18 protein-coding genes are annotated in these 18110 nt (G+C 71.1%); 12 read left to right on the plus strand and 6 right to left on the minus strand.

Translation table 11 applies throughout. The annotated features are described in order from the left end of the window. The first annotated feature begins 63 nt into the window (after positions 1-63). The 7 genes from ACZ6Z4_RS06230 (at position 64) to ACZ6Z4_RS06260 (ending at position 6823) form a co-directional block, all read left to right on the plus strand. Positions 64-1152: a Gfo/Idh/MocA family protein gene (locus ACZ6Z4_RS06230; protein WP_465558732.1), complete on the plus strand. Its 1089-nt coding sequence runs from the start codon at positions 64-66 to the stop codon at positions 1150-1152. Beyond that, the gene (locus ACZ6Z4_RS06235) at positions 1145-1876 is read left to right on the plus strand and encodes a ThuA domain-containing protein (protein WP_363676615.1); all 732 of its coding nucleotides are present in this window, start codon (positions 1145-1147) and stop codon (positions 1874-1876) included. Before ACZ6Z4_RS06230 ends, ACZ6Z4_RS06235 begins: the two co-directional genes overlap by 8 nt. A gap of 63 nt (positions 1877-1939) precedes the next feature. Then, positions 1940-3328 (plus strand): phosphomannomutase/phosphoglucomutase, encoded by a 1389-nt coding sequence (locus tag ACZ6Z4_RS06240; protein WP_465558734.1) that lies wholly within the window; start codon positions 1940-1942, stop codon positions 3326-3328. Continuing rightward, on the plus strand, positions 3328-3525 hold the full coding sequence (locus tag ACZ6Z4_RS06245) for a Trm112 family protein (RefSeq protein WP_363676617.1): 198 nt from the start codon (positions 3328-3330) through the stop codon (positions 3523-3525). Before ACZ6Z4_RS06240 ends, ACZ6Z4_RS06245 begins: the two co-directional genes overlap by 1 nt. Next, positions 3525-4601: an SIS domain-containing protein gene (locus ACZ6Z4_RS06250; RefSeq protein ID WP_363676618.1), complete on the plus strand. Its 1077-nt coding sequence runs from the start codon at positions 3525-3527 to the stop codon at positions 4599-4601. Before ACZ6Z4_RS06245 ends, ACZ6Z4_RS06250 begins: the two co-directional genes overlap by 1 nt. Before the next feature lie 37 nt (positions 4602-4638). Beyond that, entirely contained in the window at positions 4639-5811 is a 1173-nt protein-coding gene (manA, locus tag ACZ6Z4_RS06255) for a mannose-6-phosphate isomerase, class I (RefSeq protein WP_465558738.1), read from the plus strand. Between the two features lie 52 nt (positions 5812-5863). Further along, positions 5864-6823: a cation diffusion facilitator family transporter gene (locus tag ACZ6Z4_RS06260; protein ID WP_465558740.1), complete on the plus strand. Its 960-nt coding sequence runs from the start codon at positions 5864-5866 to the stop codon at positions 6821-6823. A gap of 156 nt (positions 6824-6979) precedes the next feature. Here the strand turns inward: ACZ6Z4_RS06260 and ACZ6Z4_RS06265 are convergent, their stop codons facing one another. Continuing rightward, complete coding sequence (locus ACZ6Z4_RS06265) at positions 6980-7348, minus strand: MerR family transcriptional regulator (protein WP_363676621.1); 369 nt, start codon at positions 7346-7348, stop codon at positions 6980-6982. Between the two features lie 120 nt (positions 7349-7468). Between ACZ6Z4_RS06265 and ahcY the strand changes: the two genes are divergently transcribed. Next, positions 7469-8905 carry an adenosylhomocysteinase gene (gene ahcY, locus ACZ6Z4_RS06270; RefSeq protein ID WP_465558743.1) on the plus strand — a complete coding sequence of 479 codons (1437 nt, stop codon included), beginning with the start codon at positions 7469-7471 and terminating at the stop codon, positions 8903-8905. Positions 8906-9055: 150 nt separating this feature from the next. After that, positions 9056-9469: a hypothetical protein gene (locus ACZ6Z4_RS06275; RefSeq protein ID WP_465558745.1), complete on the plus strand. Its 414-nt coding sequence runs from the start codon at positions 9056-9058 to the stop codon at positions 9467-9469. Between the two features lie 130 nt (positions 9470-9599). Here ACZ6Z4_RS06275 and ACZ6Z4_RS06280 read toward each other — a convergent pair whose 3' ends face one another. After that, positions 9600-10418: a helix-turn-helix domain-containing protein gene (locus ACZ6Z4_RS06280; protein WP_465558747.1), complete on the minus strand. Its 819-nt coding sequence runs from the start codon at positions 10416-10418 to the stop codon at positions 9600-9602. Positions 10419-10696: 278 nt separating this feature from the next. Here ACZ6Z4_RS06280 and ACZ6Z4_RS06285 point away from each other — a divergent pair, with 278 nt between their 5' ends. Further along, positions 10697-12088, plus strand: a complete 1392-nt coding sequence (locus ACZ6Z4_RS06285; protein ID WP_465558749.1) for a serine/threonine-protein kinase — start codon at positions 10697-10699, stop codon at positions 12086-12088. Between the two features lie 9 nt (positions 12089-12097). Here ACZ6Z4_RS06285 and ACZ6Z4_RS06290 read toward each other — a convergent pair whose 3' ends face one another. After that, positions 12098-14071, minus strand: coding sequence for a vWA domain-containing protein (locus ACZ6Z4_RS06290; protein WP_465558751.1), 1974 nt, complete (start codon positions 14069-14071; stop codon positions 12098-12100). 84 nt (positions 14072-14155) lie between these two features. Here ACZ6Z4_RS06290 and ACZ6Z4_RS06295 point away from each other — a divergent pair, with 84 nt between their 5' ends. Further along, positions 14156-14689: a helix-turn-helix domain-containing protein gene (locus ACZ6Z4_RS06295; protein WP_465558753.1), complete on the plus strand. Its 534-nt coding sequence runs from the start codon at positions 14156-14158 to the stop codon at positions 14687-14689. Here the strand turns inward: ACZ6Z4_RS06295 and ACZ6Z4_RS06300 are convergent. From ACZ6Z4_RS06300 to ACZ6Z4_RS06310, 3 genes are read right to left on the minus strand one after another with little or no spacing between them, the layout of a single operon-like run. Further along, complete coding sequence (locus tag ACZ6Z4_RS06300; RefSeq protein ID WP_465558755.1) at positions 14662-15198, minus strand: hypothetical protein; 537 nt, start codon at positions 15196-15198, stop codon at positions 14662-14664. The genes ACZ6Z4_RS06295 and ACZ6Z4_RS06300 overlap by 28 nt on opposite strands. Next, positions 15195-15953 carry a class I SAM-dependent methyltransferase gene (locus tag ACZ6Z4_RS06305; protein WP_465558757.1) on the minus strand — a complete coding sequence of 253 codons (759 nt, stop codon included), beginning with the start codon at positions 15951-15953 and terminating at the stop codon, positions 15195-15197. The genes ACZ6Z4_RS06300 and ACZ6Z4_RS06305 overlap by 4 nt, the downstream gene beginning before the upstream one ends. 10 nt (positions 15954-15963) lie before the next feature. Next, a complete protein-coding gene (locus ACZ6Z4_RS06310; RefSeq protein ID WP_465558759.1) occupies positions 15964-16941 on the minus strand; it encodes an RDD family protein in 978 nt (325 codons plus the stop codon). Positions 16942-17065: 124 nt separating this feature from the next. On the opposite strand from ACZ6Z4_RS06310, the gene ACZ6Z4_RS06315 reads away from it, so the two are divergent. After that, entirely contained in the window at positions 17066-18064 is a 999-nt protein-coding gene (locus tag ACZ6Z4_RS06315) for a stage II sporulation protein M (protein WP_363676627.1), read from the plus strand. The last annotated feature ends 46 nt before the right edge of the window (positions 18065-18110 follow it).

The following is an 18110-nucleotide window of genomic DNA, read 5'->3' on the forward strand; positions in this document are numbered from 1 at the left end:
TGCTGTTTCGCAGCGTGGGACCGGGTTGACCGGGCCCGCAAGTACTGACAAGACTCCTGACCTGTGAACGATCAAAAACTACGGGTCGGAGTGGTCGGTCTCGGCTTTGCCGGGCGGACCGCACTCGAAGCGTTCTCGGAGCTGCCGGACGTCGAGGTGGTGGCACTGGCCGGGCTGGAGAAGGACATCCTGGCCGAGCTCGGCGAGAAGCACCGGGTACCGCATCTCTACGAGAAGTGGGAGGACCTCCTGCAGGACGGCGGCCTGGACGCCGTCAGCATCGGTACGCCGACGCAGCTGCACGCGCCGATCGCGCTGGCCGCGCTGGAGCAGGGGCTGCACGTGCTCTGCGAGAAGCCGCTGGCCCGCACGGTCGACGAGGGCCTGGCGATGGTCGAGGCGTCGAAGAAGGCCGGCAAGGTGCTGAAGGTCATCTTCAACCACCGCGAGCGCGGCGACGTCGCGGCGCTGAAGCACCAGATCGACGAGGGCCAGCTCGGCCGGATCTACTACGCCAAGGCGCACTGGATGCGCCGCAACGGCATCCCCGGCATGGGCGGCTGGTTCACCAACCGCGAGCTGTCCGGCGGTGGCCCGCTGATCGACCTCGGCGTGCACATCCTGGATCTCGCCCTGCACCTGCTGAACGAGCCGACGATCACCACGGTCACGGCGGACACGTTCGCCGAGCTCGGCCCGCGCGGCCGGGGCAGCGCGAGCAGCACGATCCGGCCGACCGTCGACACGCTCGGCTCGAAGTTCGAGGTCGAGGACCTGGCCACGGCGTACCTGCGGCTCGAGGGCGGCGGCGCGCTGCAGCTGGAGACCAGCTGGGCGACGTACCGGGCTCCCGGTGACAACTTCGGCATCGAGCTGTTCGGCACCGAAGGTGGCGCCAAGATCGAGGTCCAGAACTACACCACGACGGACACGCTGCGGATCTTCACCGACGTCGGCGGCGTACCGGCCGAGGTCCGCCCGGCGACCGGCGCCGGGCTCGGCCACCGCGCGGTGGTCAGCGAGTTCGTCGCGATCGTCCAGGCGGGCGACTGGACGTCCCACAACGGTTCCGAGGCGCTGCTCCGGACCCAGGTCATCGACGCCTGCTACGCCTCGGCGAAGGCGGGACGAGAGGTTGTGCTCAATGGTTAACGTCACGGTGTGGGGCGAGAACGTCCACGACCAGCGCGACGCGTCGGTCCAGAAGGTCTACCCCGACACGATGCACGAGACGATCGCGGCCGCCGTCCGGGCCCAGCTCGGCGAGGACGCGAACGTGCGGACCGCCTGGCTGCAGCAGGACGAGAACGGCCTGACCGAGGAGATCCTGGCCGACACCGACGTGCTCACCTGGTGGGGCCACGCGGCGCACGGCGACGTCGACGACGCCGTGGTCGACCGGGTCCAGCAGCACGTGCTGTCCGGGATGGGCCTGATCGCGCTGCACTCGGCGCACTTCTCGAAGATCTTCATCCGGCTGATGGGCACCACCTGCTCGCTGGACTGGCGCTCCGAGAACGACCGCGAGCTGCTCTGGACGGTCGCCGCCGGGCACCCGATCGCGCAGGGGGTCCCGCACCCGCTGGTGATCGAGCGCGAGGAGATGTACGGCGAGCTGTTCGACATCCCGCAGCCCGACGAGCTGGTCTTCGTCAGCTCGTTCTCCGGCGGCGAGGTGTTCCGCTCCGGCTGCTGCTACCGCCGCGGCCAGGGCCGGGTCTTCTACTTCCGCCCCGGCGACCAGGAGTACCCGACGTACCACCAGCCGGAGGTCCAGACGATCCTCGGCAACGCCGTCCGCTGGGCCGCACCGACCAGCCCGCGCCAGCTCCCGACGGTCCACCACCGCAAGAACCCGGGCTGGTTCGAGAACTGAGTTGTCCACAGCCAAGGCGTGCCTCGTGAGCGGGGCACGCCTCCGGCCGGATAAAGTCCGGGCATGGTTGACGTAGCTGCCATCTTCAAGGCGTACGACGTACGCGGGGTCGTCCCCGACCAGCTCGACGAGTCGGTGGCCCGGGCGACCGGTGCCGCGTTCGTCGAAGTGCTGGACGTGCTGTCCGGCCCGGGGTCGGTGGTGATCGGGTACGACATGCGCCCGTCCAGCCCCGCGCTCGCGGCCGCGTTCGCCGAGGGCGTGGCCAGCACCGGCGCCGACGTGATCGTGATCGGCCTGGCCTCGACCGACATGCTGTACTTCGCCAGCGGCCGGCTCCAGCTGCCCGGCGCGATGTTCACCGCGAGCCACAACCCCGCGCAGTACAACGGGATCAAGATGTGCCGCGCCGGTGCCTCGCCGGTCGGTGCCGAGTCCGGGCTGCGCGACATCGCGGACCTGGTCGCCAAGACCGTCAGCGAGCCGACCCCGAGCGTCCCGGTGCCGGGCAAGATCACCAAGAAGGACCTGCTCACGGCGTACGCCGACCATCTGCACGACCTCGTCGACCTGTCCGCGATCCGCCCGCTCAAGGTGGTCGTCGACGCCGGCAACGGGATGGGCGGGCACACCGTGCCGGCCGTCTTCGCCACCGGCCCGGTCGAGATCGTGCCGCTGTACTTCGAGCTCGACGGCAACTTCCCGAACCACGAGGCGAACCCGCTGGACCCGAAGAACCTGGTCGACCTGCAGGCCAAGGTCGTCGAGGCCGGCGCCGACCTCGGGCTCGCCTTCGACGGCGACGCCGACCGCTGCTTCGTGATCGACGAGCTGGGCAAGCCGATCTCGCCGAGCGCGGTGACCGGCGCGGTCGCCGTCCGCGAGCTGGCCAAGCACCCGGGCTCCGCGGTGATCCACAACCTGATCACCTCCAAGGCGGTCCCGGAGCTGATCACCGAGCACGGCGGGACGCCGGTCCGGGCCCGGGTCGGGCACTCGTTCATCAAGCAGCAGATGGCCGAGACCGACGCGGTCTTCGGCGGCGAGCACTCCGCGCACTACTACTTCCGCGACTTCTGGCGTGCCGACACCGGCATGCTGGCCGCGCTGCACGTGCTGGCCGCGCTCGGCGAGCAGGACAAGCCGGCCAGCGAGGTCTTCGCCGAGTACGAGCGGTACGTCGCCTCCGGCGAGATCAACAGCCGGGTCGACGACGCGGCCGCCACCGTCGCCGCGATCGAGGACACCTACGCCGGGCGGGACGGGACTACCGTTGACCACCTGGACGGTCTGACCGTGGACGCGGGACAGTGGTGGTTCAACGTCCGCGCGTCCAACACCGAGCCGCTGCTGCGGCTGAACGTCGAGGCCGGGGACGCCGCCACCATGGAGCGTGTCCGGGACGAAGTACTGGCCCTGATCACCGGTGCACCGGTGGAGGAGAACAACTGATGGCAGTGAACCTGGACCCCGACCTGCTGAGCATCCTGGTCTGTCCGAAGTGCCGCTCGGAGTTCCGCGTGGACGACGAGGCGAACGAGCTGGTCTGCACCAACGCCGCCTGCGCGCTGGCCTACCCGGTCCGTGACGACATCCCGGTGCTGCTGATCGACGAGGCGCGCGAGACCAAAGAGGCCGAAACCCACTGATGAGCTCCTTCGACGACTCGCGGCTGGACGACCCCGCCGCGCTCGAGGCGACCGACCACCTGCTGCGCCGGCTCGCCGGTGCCGGAGCCCGCGTCCGGGCCGAGATCGACGCCGCCGAGGAGGTGCTGTCGAAGCTCGACTCCGACGGCTTCCGCCCGCGCGCGATCGTCGCGGCCGGCCGGGACGCCCGTCTGGTCCGTGCGGTGCTGGAGCCGGTCTGCCCGGTGCCGTTCGTGGCCTGGCCCGGGCCGGGTCTGCCGGGCTGGACCGGTCCGCTCGACCTGGTGATCGTGCTCGGTGGCACGGCCGCTGACCAGGAAGCCATGTCCGCCGCCTCCGAGGCCGTCCGCCGGGGCAGCGGTCTGATGGTCGCCTGCCCGGCGGACTCACCGATCGCCCAGGCCTCGGCCGGTTCGCGGCACGCGATCCGCCTGCCGTCGCAGTCCGACGACCAGCTCGCCGCTGCCGTCGCCGTACTGCAGGGGCTGCACCAGATGGAGCTCGGGCCGGTCGTCGACGCCAAGGCGGTGGCGACGCTGCTCGACGACGTCGCGATCGAGTGCTCGCCGAACAACGACGTCGCGTCGAACCCGGCGAAGGATCTGTCGCTGATGCTGGCCGACGCGATGCCGCTGGTCTGGGGCGGATCGGTTCTCGCCGCTCGTGCGGCTCGTCGTGTCGTCGAGGCCCTGCGGTTGGCCAGCGGCCGTCCGGCGCTCGCGGCCGACGCCGGTCACCTGCTGCCGGTGCTGAACCAGCCGCCGCGTGACCTGTTCGCCGACCCGTTCGACCAGCCGGACGACCTGCGCCCCGGCCTGGTCATCCTGGACGACGGCGTCGAGGACGCGGGCGTCGCCGAGCACCGGCGCCAGCTGGAGGAGAAGGCCGAGCGGCACGACGTCCGGGTGCACGTGGTCACGCAGGCCAGTGGCACGGACATCGCGCGGTACGCGGCGCTGACGCAGCACGGCCGGTACGCCGCGGCGTACCTGGGGATCGGTCTGGGCCGGTACGGCACCGAGGCGACCGAGACGCCGATCGTCCCGGGCAACCCGGCCGTCGACCCGGCTTGGTGATGGTTTCCCGAAGTACTAGGAAGAATGTGGTGACAGGGTGGTAGTCCGGCTCAGCAACACCGTGCGCGACTACGCGTGGGGATCGCCGACCGCGATCCCGGCGCTGCTCGGGGTCGAGCCGGACGGCAAGCCCCAGGCCGAGCTGTGGATGGGCGCGCACGAGTCGGCGCCGTCGGTGCTGGCGTCGGGGGAGTCGCTGTACGACCTCGTGTCCGAGGCGCCGGTTGCTGTCCTGGGCGAGGAGACGGCCGAGCGGTTCGACGGTCGTTTCCCCTTCCTGGCCAAGATCTTGGCGGCCGCGCAGCCGTTGTCGATCCAGGCGCATCCGTCACCGGAGCAGGCCGTCGACGGGTACCGGCGCGACGAGGAGGCCGGCATCCCGCGGGACGCGGCCGACCGCAACTACAAGGACTCCTGGCCGAAGCCGGAGATCCTGATCGCTTTGGAGCCGTTCGACGCACTGGTCGGTTTCCGGCCGCTGGAGCGGACGGTCGCGCTGCTCGACGCGCTCGGTGCAGTCGGCCTGGAGGAGCTGACCGCCGCGCTGCGCGACGGGAAGCTGCAGGACGCTTTCACCGACTTCATGAGCAGCGACCGGGACTCGATCCGTCCCTTGGTCGCCGCGCTCGCCGAAGCTTGTGATCGGTACACCGGACAAGAGTTCGCACTCGACGTGGAAACGCTCGCTCGGCTTGCGGTCGACTTCCCCGACGACCCGGGCGTCCTGGCGGCTCTGCTGCTCAACCGGGTGCGGCTGGAGCGGTTCGAGTCCGTGTACCTCCCCGCCGGGAATGTGCACGCCTACCTGCGCGGGACCGGGTTCGAGGTGATGGCGAACTCCGACAACGTGCTGCGCGGCGGGTTGACCAGCAAGCACATCGACGTGCCGGAGCTGGTCTCGGTGGTCGACTTCGAGCCGCTGGCCGACCCGGTGCTGCACGGTGTCGCGGTCGCGCCGGGCGTCACGGCGTACGAGACCGGCAGTCCGTACTTCGCGGTCCGGCGGGTGGACCTGACCGGCGAGGCTGTCGTCGTACCGGCCGAGGGTGCGCGGATCGTCGCGGTGGTGGACGGCGACGTGACGGTGGGTGCCGAGGGCACCGACGAGACCGAAGCGTTGTCCGGTGGGCAGTCGGCGTTCCTTCGAGGACCCGAAGGACCCTGTAGCCTGCGTGGTTCCGGCACGGCCTTCGTCGTGTCCGCTCGCTGAACCACTTCGGCGAAATCTTTGGCCCCCCTGAGTTGCTGGAGGACTGACCCACATGGCTGGTGGCGGTAACAAGGCCGTCGTCGCGGCACTGCTGGCGAACACCGGAATCGCGATCACCAAGTTCGCCGCCTGGGGCCTGACCCAGTCGGCCTCGATGCTGGCCGAGGCGATCCACTCGCTGGCCGACGCCGGCAACCAGGTGCTGCTGCTGGTCGGCGCCAAGCGCGCCAAGCGGCAGGCCGACGAGCTGCACCAGTTCGGCTTCGGCCGGGAACGCTACGTGTACTCGTTCATCGTGGCGATCGTGCTGTTCAGCGTCGGTGGGCTGTTCGCGCTGTACGAGGGGTACCACAAGATCCACGACCCGCACGGGATCGACAACTGGAAGTGGGTCCCGGTCGCCGTGCTGGTGGCCGCGATCATCATGGAGTCGTTCTCGTTCCGGACCGCGATCGTCGAGGCCAACAAGGTCCGCGGGCACGTGTCCTGGTCGCGGTTCATCCGCAACGCGCGCTCGCCCGAGCTGCCGGTGATCCTGCTCGAGGACTTCGCGGCGCTCACCGGTCTGGTGCTGGCGCTGATCGGCGTCGTCCTGACCCTTGCCACCGGCAACGGTGTCTTCGACGGCGCGGGCTCGATGGCGATCGGCGCGCTGCTGGTCGTGGTCGCGATCTTCCTGGCGATCGAGATGAAGTCCCTGCTGCTCGGCGAGTCCGCGACCCGGGAGTCCCAGCAGAAGATCATCGCGGCGATCGAGAGCGTGCCCGGCGTCCAGAAGCTGATCCACATCAAGACCCTGCACCTGGGCCCGGAGGAGGTGCTGGTCGCCGCGAAGGTCGCCGTCGAGCCCGGCGCCGACGCCGCCGCCGTCGCCGCCGCGATCAACGCCGCCGAGGCCGCGGTCCGCGAGGCCGAGCCGATGTCGCAGCACATCTACCTGGAGCCCGACATCTACGTCGAGGGCTACGTCCGGGAAGAGCGTCCGGCTGTACCTGAGGCGCCTTCGCACTGACATCATCCGAAGCCGCCCGGTCGCTGCGCGACCGGGCGGCTTCGTGGCGGGAAGACGGGGTGGGGTGGAGCCGGGCACGGGTGGTGGCGGACGCCGGCGGAGCCTGGCGCTCGGGGCGCGCGGCCCCTCTCTCTCCCTCCCTCCCTCCCCTTCCCGTCAGCGGGGTCGCTGAGCTGGGGGTGGGAGCACTCCGGAGCGGCCCAGCCATCTGAGCGCCCGTTCCCGGTCGATCTCCGCGGGGCTGGGTGGTGTGGTGAGGCGGCCGGTGCGGTAGCCGAGGTTGCGGAGGTCGGCGGCGACCGAGGGTTCGGCGAGTGCCTTCAGGGCGAACGCGAGGGCGGCCGGCGTCACGTCGTACCGGTGTTCGAGCTCGAGGGCGAGCTTGACCGCGGCGAGGTCGCGGTCGTCGTACTGGCGTTGGGCCGAGCGGCTGGTGCGGGTGCGCGGGAGCAGGCCCAGGGTCTCGCGGTAGCGCAGCATCCGCGCGGTGGTGCCCAGCAGTTTGGCGGCCTCGGTGATGCGCATGGCGACATCTTGACATTTCGGTGTCAGGAACCGCCACCCGGTGGGTCACGCAGGGTCGCCTTACCGCTAGCCTCGTCGGCGAAGACCTCACCAACCGACACCCTCAGGGAGCGGCACCGCATGACGTTCGACTACAAGGTGGCAGACCTCGGACTGGCCGAGTTCGGTCGCAAGGAGATCCGGCTCGCCGAGCACGAGATGCCGGGTCTGATGGCGATGCGCGCCCAGTACGGCGAGAGCAAGCCGCTGGCCGGCGCGAAGATCATGGGCTCGCTGCACATGACCATCCAGACCGCCGTGCTGATCGAGACGCTGACGGCCCTCGGCGCCGAGGTGCGCTGGGTCTCCTGCAACATCTTCTCCACCCAGGACCACGCGGCCGCCGCGGTCGTCGTCGGCCCCGAGGGCACCGCGGACGCCCCGGCCGGTGTCCCGGTCTTCGCCTGGAAGGGCGAGACGCTGGAGGAGTACTGGTGGTGCACCGAGCAGGCGCTGACCTGGCCGAACGGTGACGCCCCGAACATGATCCTGGACGACGGCGGCGACGCCACCATGCTCGTCCACAAGGGCACCGAGTTCGAGAAGGCCGGCGCCGTGCCGGACCCGTCGACCGCGGAGTCCGAGGAGTTCGCCGTCGTCCTGGCGCTGCTGACCCGCTCGCTGGAGCAGAGCAAGGACAAGTGGACCACGATCGGCGCCGGCATCAAGGGTGTCACCGAGGAGACCACCACCGGCGTGCACCGGCTGTACGAGATGCACAAGGCCGGCCAGCTGCTGTTCCCGGCGATCAACGTCAACGACTCGGTCACCAAGTCGAAGTTCGACAACAAGTACGGCTGCCGGCACTCGCTGATCGACGGCATCAACCGCGCCACCGACGTCCTGATCGGCGGCAAGGTCGCCGTCGTCGCGGGCTACGGTGACGTCGGCAAGGGCTGCGCGGAGTCGCTGCGTGGCCAGGGCGCCCGGGTCATCGTCACCGAGATCGACCCGATCTGCGCGCTGCAGGCCGCGATGGACGGCTACCAGGTCACCACGCTCGAGGACGTCGTCGGGATCGCCGACATCTTCGTCACCACGACCGGCAACAAGGACGTCATCACCGCCGACCACATGGCGCAGATGAAGCACCAGGCGATCGTCGGCAACATCGGCCACTTCGACAACGAGATCGACATGGCCGGCCTGTACAAGCTGGACGGTGTCGAGCGGGTCACCATCAAGCCGCAGGTCGACGAGTTCCGCTTCGCCGACGGCCACACCATCATCATCCTGTCCGAGGGCCGCCTGCTGAACCTGGGCAACGCGACCGGTCACCCGTCGTTCGTGATGTCGAACTCCTTCACCAACCAGGTGCTGGCCCAGATCGAGCTGTTCGTGAAGACCGCCGAGTACCCGACCGACGTCTACGTGCTGCCCAAGCACCTCGACGAGATGGTCGCCCGCCTGCACCTCGACGCGCTCGGCGTGAAGCTCACCGAGCTCACCAAGGAGCAGGCCGAGTACCTGGGCCTCCCGGTCGAGGGCCCGTACAAGTCGGACCACTACCGCTACTGAGTTCCTTCAGTACGCCGTACCGCTTGATCGCGAGGCGCCGCACCCACTCGGGTGCGGCGCCTCGCGCCATTCCCGGGCGGGAATTGAGGGGCGCGCGGGCGGTGACGAGGATCGTGGCACACGAACTACCGCGATCCGAGGAGCACTTGAATGTCCGACACTCATGACCTGGTCACCCGGTACGTCGCCGTCTGGGGCGAGCCGGACCCGCAACGCCGCCGGGCCGCTATCGACGAGCTCTGGGCCGACGGCGGCAGGCACCTGCTGCACCCGCCCGAGGAGGTCCGGGCCGCGGCGGCCGGGCTCGGCTTCGCGACCGGTGAGCTGGCCGCCCGCGGCCGGGCGGCCATCGAGCACCGGGTCGCGCGCAGCCATGCCGAATTCGTTGCTGATGGCAAGTACGTCTTCCGGGCGGCCGGGGACGAGATGCGGCTGGAGGACGTGGTCAAGTTCCGCTGGGAGATGGAGTCGGTGGCCGACGGTGAGGTGGTCGGTGGTGGGCTCGAGGTCCTGCTGCTCGACGCCGACGACCGGATCGTCGCGGACTACCAGTTCCCGGACTGACGCCGAACGCCCGCGCAACGGCGGCCGGCCCCGTGGATCACTGACGCAGGCAGCGCAGGCAGCGCACGCAGCGCACGCAGCGCACGCAGCGCAGGCTGACGCAGGCAGCGCGGGCGGCCGGCTGCCCGGATCACCCGACGCCGGCGGTCCGCGCGCTGCCGGCGAGCAGGTCGGCGGTCTCCCGGTCCGCGGGCAGGAACGCCTCCAGTTGCAGCTCGGACACGGTGATGTCGAGCGCGGTCGCGAAGGTGGTGATCGTCGTCGTCAGCCGCAGGTCGCCGAGAGCGGTCCGCAGCTGGAGCGGAGCGGCGAAACCGACGTGCTCGGGACCGGGCTCGACGGCCGGCACGTAGCCGGACAGCTCGTCGCGGAGCTCACCGGGCGGCAGGCGGTCGAGGATGTGCCGGGCCCACTGGCCGAGATTGACGATGCGAGGCGCCAGGCCGTCGGGGTGGAGGGAGAGCCGGAGAACGTTGACCGGCGGACGGAGGAGGTGGCCGGCCACACCGTCGACGAGCAGATCGAAGCCGTCGTTGGCGAGGACGAGATGGTGGCCGGCGTCGACGACCACCGCCGGGTACGGCAGGTGCCCGGTCAGGAGGTGCTCCAGCGCCACCCGGACATGATCGAGCCGGGGGTCGTCGAGGGCGGTCTGCGGGTAGACCGGGGCGAACCCGGCCGCGAGCAGCAGGTCGTTGCGCTCCCGCAACGAGAGCTCCAGCGACTCACCCAGCCGGACCACCATGGTCCGGCCGGGCCGCGAGCGCCCGGACTCGATGAAACTCAGATGCCGCTGCGTCGTACCCGCGCGCAGCGCAAGCTCGAGCTGACTGAGCCGCCGCGTCCGCCGGGCGCCCTTCAGCACGTCGGTGAAGTCCACACCGGCAGTCTGCCGGGCGCCGCCGACAGCGGCGGCCAGGCCCGGCTGCCCCCGCGTCCTCGTCTTCAAGTCGGCACCACCGCTCACTCCCGCGAAAGCGACCGGGCCCGGCGCGGGCGCCGCCGACAGCGGCGGCCAGGCCCGGCTGCCCCCGCGCCCTCGTCTTCAAGTCGGCAGCACCGCTCACCCCGACGCAAGCGACCAGGCCCGCGGGGAGACGCGGGGCCGCCGGATCGCCTCGGCCGGGCTGCTCGTGCGTACGGCGTACCGTCCGGCTGGCTCGGGACCCCGGTGGCCTGGCAAGGTAGCCCGCGGACGGGTGAGAGGAGGACCGCGGGGTGGCGGACGTGTTCGCTGGACGGTTCGAGCTGATCGACCCGATCGGAGCAGGTGGGGACGGGACGGTCTGGCGTGCTTGGGACCGAAGGCTCGAACGCCTCTGCGCGGCCAAGGTGCTGCGGCAGCGGCATGCCGGCGCGCTGCTCCGCTTCGTCCGCGAGCAGGGTCTGCGGCTCGATCACCCGAACATCCTGAGCCCGTACAGCTGGGCCGCCGACGACGACCAGGCGCTGCTCGCGATGGACCTGGTCGGCGGAGGCGCCGTCAGCAACCTGTTGGCCGACTTCGGTCCACTTCCGGACCGGTATGCCGCTGAGCTGCTCGCCCAGCTCCTGGGCGCGCTCGTCCAGGTGCACGCGGCCGGTCTGGTCCACCGCGACATCAAGCCCGGCAACCTGCTGCTCGAAGCCACCGGCACCAACTCACCTGTACTCCGCCTGAGCGACTTCGGCATCGCCCTGTCCCTGGGCGAGCCCCGCCTCACCCATCAAGGCGCCCTGATCGGCACCCCCGGATACCTCGCCCCGGAAACCCTCACCGGTGCGCCGCCTGCCACCGCCCAGGACCTGTACGCCGTCGGCGTCACCGCCTGGCAGTTGCTCACCGGGGAAGAGCCACCCACCACGCACCCGCTGCCGGCCTTCACCGGCCCTCTCTGGAACCTGGTCGAGCCACTCGTCGCAGCCGACCCTGCCGATCGCCCTTCCGCCGAGTCCGCCCTGGCGACGCTGACACCTGTCCTGGCCCAGCCCCTCGCCGTACCTGCCCACACCTCCGACCAAGAACCCATCGAGGTCTTCGACCACCTACCACCGCTGCCTGCCGGCGACTGGGACCGAACACCTGCCGCAGCCGAGTCGGCCGCGCCCGCGCGGCCGTCGGCCGCCGGTGCAACGGGGGTTGGGTCGGGTGCAGGCGTGCACGCGGGAACAGGTGCGCCGTCGGCGGCGGGTGCGGGCGTGCGCGCGGGAGGGGATGCGCCGACGGCCGCGGGCGTGGAGGCGGCCGGGGGCGTGCGCGCAGGTGCGCCACCGGCGCCGGAGGTGGCGGTGCGGGCTGCGGGAAGGAGCCGGGCTTCGTCGAAAGGCAGGCGGTGGGTGCTGGCTGGAGCTGTGGGGGCGGTCGTCGTCGCAGGGGCTGGTGCGTGGTGGTTGCTGGATGGGCGGCCCGACGGTGGCACGCCTTCGACGGGGAGCTCGTCGCCGACGCCTGGTCCGACTCCGTCGGTGACGCCGCCCGCCGTGCCGACCGGGCCGGTGACGCGGGCACCCAACGCGGCGGTGAAGCTGGGCGGCGCGTGCGGGTGGCAAGAGGCGGGGACTGTGGAGACGACTGCTGACGGCACTCGGGTGGAGTGCCGTCAGCAGGGGAGTTCCTATCGATGGGTCAAGGCCGGGTAGAACCGCCGGTCAGTTGGGGTGGCTGGGGCCGGACGGGTCTTGGGGATGACCAGGACCGTGGGGGTAGCCAGGACCCTGGGGGTAGCCGGGGTTCTGCGGGTAGGCGGGCGGCGCCACCGGCTTGCGGGTGCGGCGGAGCAGGGCGGCGACGGTGACCGCGACCGCCAGCAGCAGCGCGGCACCGGCGATGATCCAGGGCAGGTTGGAGGACGAGGAGTCGTCGGCGGGCGGGGTCGGCGGGGTGACATCCGCGGTGTTGCCGGACGACGGGCTGGGCTCAGCCGTCGGAGTCTCGGTGGGCGTTTCGCCGGTCGAGGCGCCGTACTCCGGCCCGGCGAGCTTGTCGCCGGCGACGGTGACGTCGATGGTGAGCGGGACCCCACCGGCGGGCGCGTCGCCGAAGGCGACGCCGAGACTGGCGACGATGTAGTACCAGCCGTCCACGCTCGCCTTGCGGAAGTCGGAGTTGTTCGCGTTCCGGTTCAGGTAGACGACCCGCGGTGTCGCGATCGGTTTGCCGTTCGAGGGCAGGATCTTGGTGCTTCCCGTGTACGCCGTGGTGTCGGACTTCAGCTCCGCCCGCACCGGGCTGAACAACCCCGTCCGGATGTTCGCGGTCGCTCCGTCCGGCCGGCCCGCGAAGGTGACCCGGTACGCCAGGCCCTGACCCCAGTCGAGCTTGACCCGGTAGAACAGCTGCTCGCCGTGGTAGATCGTCTCGCCGTACCGGCCGGCGCCGCCCAGCGTCGTCGCCTCGTTGAACGAACCACCGCCGCGCACCGCTCGGACTCCGCCGGCGGGCGGGGCAGCGAAGTCGACCAGGCTGGTCTGCGCGGGCTCACCCAGACTGCCGGTGACGGGCGGCTCGATCCGGAGCTGCAGCTCGACCGGTACGCGGTCGGTGCCGCCGCCACGGGCGTCGCGGGTCACCCGGAACACGTACTTGCCCGGCACGCTGCAGCCCTTCGGCTTCGACGAGCCCGCGACCGTGCCGTTCCAGCTCAGCAGCGTGGTGAGCGAGCCGCCGTCCTTGGCGCGCGTGTTGAGCTCGCGCTGGCGTTCGTAGCAGTCGGCGCCGTTCGGGCCGGTGATCCGGATGTCGAGCACCTCGATGGTGCGCGGGTTGCCGCGCGGGAAGACCGTGGTGGCCGCGAAGTACGCCGTGTCGCCGGCCTTCAGATCGGCGGCGTAGAAGCGTTCCTCCACCGGGTCGACGGTGTCCAGGTACTGCCCCGGCGTGACCGTCGGCGCGGTGAACGGGTCCCCGGTCCCGGTGACCGGTTCGCCGGTCGGCTCGTAGTGCCGCAGCGCGCGCTCGGTGACCCGGCCCAGTACACCGAGCAGCGAGTCGGCGTCCGCGGCGTCGTGGTACGTCCCGCCGGTGTTCTGCGCGATGCAGGCCAGCTGCGCGCGGGCCTTCGCGTCGACCCGGAAACCGATCGTGTGCACGTGCAGGTCGACGCCCTGCTGGTGCAGCTCCTTCGCGACCTCGCACGGCTGCGGTGGAGCGCAGGTGTCCTCCCCGTCGGAGACGAGCACGATCGAGCGCTGGCCTTCCTTCGGCAGCTGGGCGGCCGCCGTCCGGAGGGCTTGGCCGATCGGCGTGTACCCGCTGGCCTTGGTGGCGGCGACCGCGCGCTTGAGGGCGGGCTTGTTCACCGCGCCGACCGGCTGGACGACGCGCACGTCCTTGCAGCCGGCCGCCTTCTCCCGGCCGCTCGACCCGGTGCCGGCGCCGTAGATCGCCAGACCGACCTGGGCCTGCGCGGGCAGCCCGTCGACCATCGAGCCGACGGCGCGCTTGGCGGCGTCCATCCGGGTGCCGCTGCCGCCGGCGTCGCGGGCGGTCATCGAGCCGGACGAGTCGAGCACCACCAGCACCGGCGACAGCTCACCCTCGGCGGCGGCGGGAACCGCGTTCGCGAACGATAATGCGGCGGCCAGGGCGGTCAGTGCCGCGAGGGCGGTGGTCCGTCGTATCATGATGCTCTCCAGGGGATGCGGGCGGTCACGAGCACGAACCTATCGTTTGCATTCGCAATTTGCAAATCATAATCCGGAGGTGTGGTGAGCGACGCGCACGAGCGCAACCTCGAGCTCCAGCAGCAGTGGTACGGCGAACCGCTGGGCGCCCGGTTCCGCCGCCTGCTCGACCGGCTCGCGCTCTCGCAGGCCCAGCTCGCCGGCGTCCTCGGCCTGTCCGCGCCGATGCTGTCACAACTGATGTCGGGCCAGCGAGCCAAGATCAGCAACCCGGCGGTCCTGTCGCGTGTGCTGCAGCTGGAGGCGATGGTCGCCGAGCCCGGCTGGGCCGCGACGCCGGCGCCCGAGCGCGAGCGCCGCCTCGACGAGGTCCGCGCGGCGAAGCAGACGACGCTGACCCTCGACCCCGGCCGCGACGCGCCGCTGGAACCCGCGGCCGATCCGGTCGTCATCATCCAGTCGCTGCTGCGTGACCTGGCGTCCGCGGCGGAGCTGGAGGGCGCGGCGCGGTTGCTGGAGAAGTCGTATCCCGAGCTGGCTCAGGCGTTGCGGGTGTTCGGCGCCGGCCGCACGCAGGAAGCCCGGGCCTACTACTCCGAACTCACCGCCCGAAGGTAGTTGCCAAGCGCAACAGTGGCCGGATCCGCCGGAGGCGACACAGCTGCGGTACCGGCGACAACGGTGACGTCGGGCAGGTCCGGTACGGCGGCTGACGCGCTGGTCAGCGTGAAGCGGTCGTCGTCCTCGTCCATCGCGGCGAGCAGACGGGTGCCGTCGGCAAGGATCACCGTCCACAGGCCCGGGGGTTCGGTGTCGCCGTACAGGACCATCGCCTGGAAGTGCGCGGCGAAGCGGGTGGCGAAGTCCAGGTGGTCGAGGTGGCGGGTGCGGTCGCCGTCGACGCCGAGGGTGAGGCTGGCGGCGAAGTGGCCCTGGACGGGTTCCCAGGTGCAGAAGGCGGCGAAGACCAGGTCCGGCGGGACGCCCGCGAGCTCGTCGTCGACGCGGTCGGCGGGGGCGGCGAACAGGTCGGCGTCGGCGACCGCGAAGGTGTCGCGCAGGAACGGCCGGAGCTCGGCCACGTCGACCGGGCGGGAGATCAGCAGGTCGTAGCCGCCGCAGCTCATCGGATCGCGGCGAACAGGTGTTTGTCGGCGACCTGGCCGAGGACGGCGACCTCGGCGAAGCCGGCCTTGCGGAACGCCTCGACGGTGTCGGTGAGGGTGATGTCGCGGCCCTTGTGGCGGTCGGCGAAGCGGGTCTCGCGTTCGGTGAGCAGGGCGGTGAAGGCGGGTTCGGCGGCGGCGGACTTCCACCAGGTCTCCCAGTCCTCGACGCCGTTCGCGTGCGAGGTCGACCAGATCTCGTCGCGCAGGGCGACCGTGACCGCGTCCAGGCGCGGAACCTCGGTCGGGCCGAGGCGCATGGTGTCGGCATTCAGGAAGAGGCCGCCGGGACGGATCCGCTGGGCGAGGGTCTGGGCGAGCGTCGTCAGGTCCGCGGGGTCGAGCCAGTGCAGGGCCGTGGCCGAGCAGACGGCGTCGATCGGCCGATCACCCAGCACGCCGTCCCAGCCGGGCGCGCGCAGGTCGGCCTCGGCGAAGCTGACCCGGTCGGAGGCGACGGCCTGCCGGGCGATCTCCAGCAGGAACGGGTCGAGATCGACGCCGACGATCTCCGCGGCCGGGAAGCGTTCGGCCGCCCGGGCGGAGATCGAGCCGGGGCCGCAGGCGAGGTCGAGGAAGCGGTTCGGCGTACCGGTGATTCGTTCGACGACGTCGAGCATCAGCGCGAACTGCTCCTCGCGGTCCGGCAGGTAGCCGGCCTGCTGGTCGTCCCACCGTCGGAGCCACGCGTTCCAGTCGATCTCTACCTGCGACATGGTCGCAAGGCTAGAACCACTGGCTGGATTCCCCGCTGCCGGGGGCGTGCCAGCCTTGGGGGTTCACCTGCTCCCCGCGGGGCCGGGGTGGGACAGGAGGAGAAGGAAGAGCGCTGGGCCCGGGGAAGCCCCCGCTCGCGGGTGGGGCACCGAAGGTGGGCACCCCGCCGTACGCGGGCGGGTGCTGCACGTACGGGTTCGGTGGTGCGAACGGGCCGGTGTGTGCCGCGGGCCGGTGAGCTGCCAAGCGGTCCAGCTCTCGGCGGCGGCGTTCCGCCAGTACTGCGGACAGGAAAGCGGGGGACGAGATGGGGACCGGCGGCGCGGGGGCGGTGAGGCCGCCGACCTTGAACGCCAGCGCGTCGCCCAGCGCGACCTGCGCCGCGGGCTCCAGCTCCTTGTAGCGCGCCAAGTACTCGCGTGACGTGTTGGCGAGGTCGTCCGAGAGCCGCGAGAGCTCCAGCGACTGGGCCCACTGCACCAGATGACCGGGCACGAACAGCGGCGGCGACGCCATCGGCTGGTGGCGCTCGCGGATGACCACCGTCCCGGCGACCATGTCGCCGATCCGCTTGCCCTGCTTGTTCATCAGGCTCGCGACGATCCCCGGTCCGGCGGCGAACCACGGCGCGAAGTCGACGAAGATCCACAGCAGCGACCTGACCAGCGCGTGCCGGAAGCGGATCGACGAGCCGTCGTCGCGGACCACGCGCAGGCCGAGCAGCATCTTGCCGACCGTCCGGCCGCGGGTCAGCGTCTCCATCACCACGCGGTACCCGACCAGGACCAGCAGCAGTACGACGAACACCAGCGCCACCCCGAGCGCCTCGCTCGCGCCGCCGAGCAGGAAGCCGAACAGCGTCAGGAACAGGACGACGAGCGCGATCACCTGCAGCGTGAAATCGATCGCGCAGGCCAGCGCGCGGGTCGGCATCCGGGCGATCCGCACCTGCAGGACAACCGCTTCCCCCGTGACCAGCTCAGCCACCCTCGCCCCCTCCCACGTGTCCCGAGACAGCTAGTGTCGCCTATTCCAGGTCATCCGACCCCGAAATGCGGGACACTCGACCGACCACGGGTACGCCGGGGCGACACGGACAGGAAGGCCGGGGATGGACGTCGAAGCGTACGTGTCGGTCCACCAGCCGCAGTGGGACCGGCTCGCCGCGCTCACTCGCCGGCAGCGCCGCCTGACCGGCGCCGAGGCCGAGGAGCTGGTCCAGCTCTACCAGCGCGTCGGTACCCACATGGCTGCGCTCCGGGCGGCCGGTGCCGACCCGGTGACCGTCGGTCGCCTCTCCGGCCTGATCGCCGACGCCCGCGGCGCGGTGACAGGCGCGCAGGCTCCGGTCTGGCGCGACATCTCGCGGTACTTCCTGGTCAGCTTCCCCGCGGCCCTCTACGTCTCCCGCCGCTGGTGGCTCACGATCGGCCTGCTGTTCTACCTGGTCGCCGCCTGGGTCGCGTGGCGGATCCTGGTCAACCCCGACGTGCTCGACTCGGTCGCGCCGCCGGAGGCGATCCAGCAGCTGGTCGACAAGGACTTCGCGTCGTACTACTCCGAGAACCCGGCGCAGGACTTCGCACTCCGGGTCTGGATCAACAACGCGACGATCTCCGCCGCCGTCCTCGCGATCGGCGTACTGATCGTGCCGGTCGCGTTCGTGCTGTGGAGCAACGCGACCAACCTCGGGGTCAGCGCCGGCGTGATGATCGGCCACGACAAGGGTGACGTGTTCTTCGGCCTGATCACCCCGCACGGCCTGCTCGAGCTGACCGCCGTCTTCGTCGCGTCGGCTGCGGGTCTGCGCCTCGGCTGGTCGTGGATCGCGCCCGGCCCGCGGACCCGCATGCAGGCACTGGCCCAGACCGGTCGCGCGACCGTCGGGATGGCGATCGGCCTGGCGGTGATCCTGCTGATCACCGGCATGATCGAGGCCTTCGTGACACCGTCGCCGCTGCCGACCGCCGTCCGGGTGGGGGTCGGGATCGTCGTCGAGGTCGCGTTCTTCGTCTACGTGTGGACGCTCGGGCGCCGCGCGGTCCGGCTCGGTGAGTACGGCGACGTCGAGGAAGCCGACCGCGAGGCGACCGCGCCGGTCTCCGCCTGATCGTTGCTCTGCCTGATCGTGCTTGGCCTGATCGTTTAGGGCGGGG

It is taken from the genome of Kribbella sp. NPDC104740 (genome assembly GCF_055583505.1).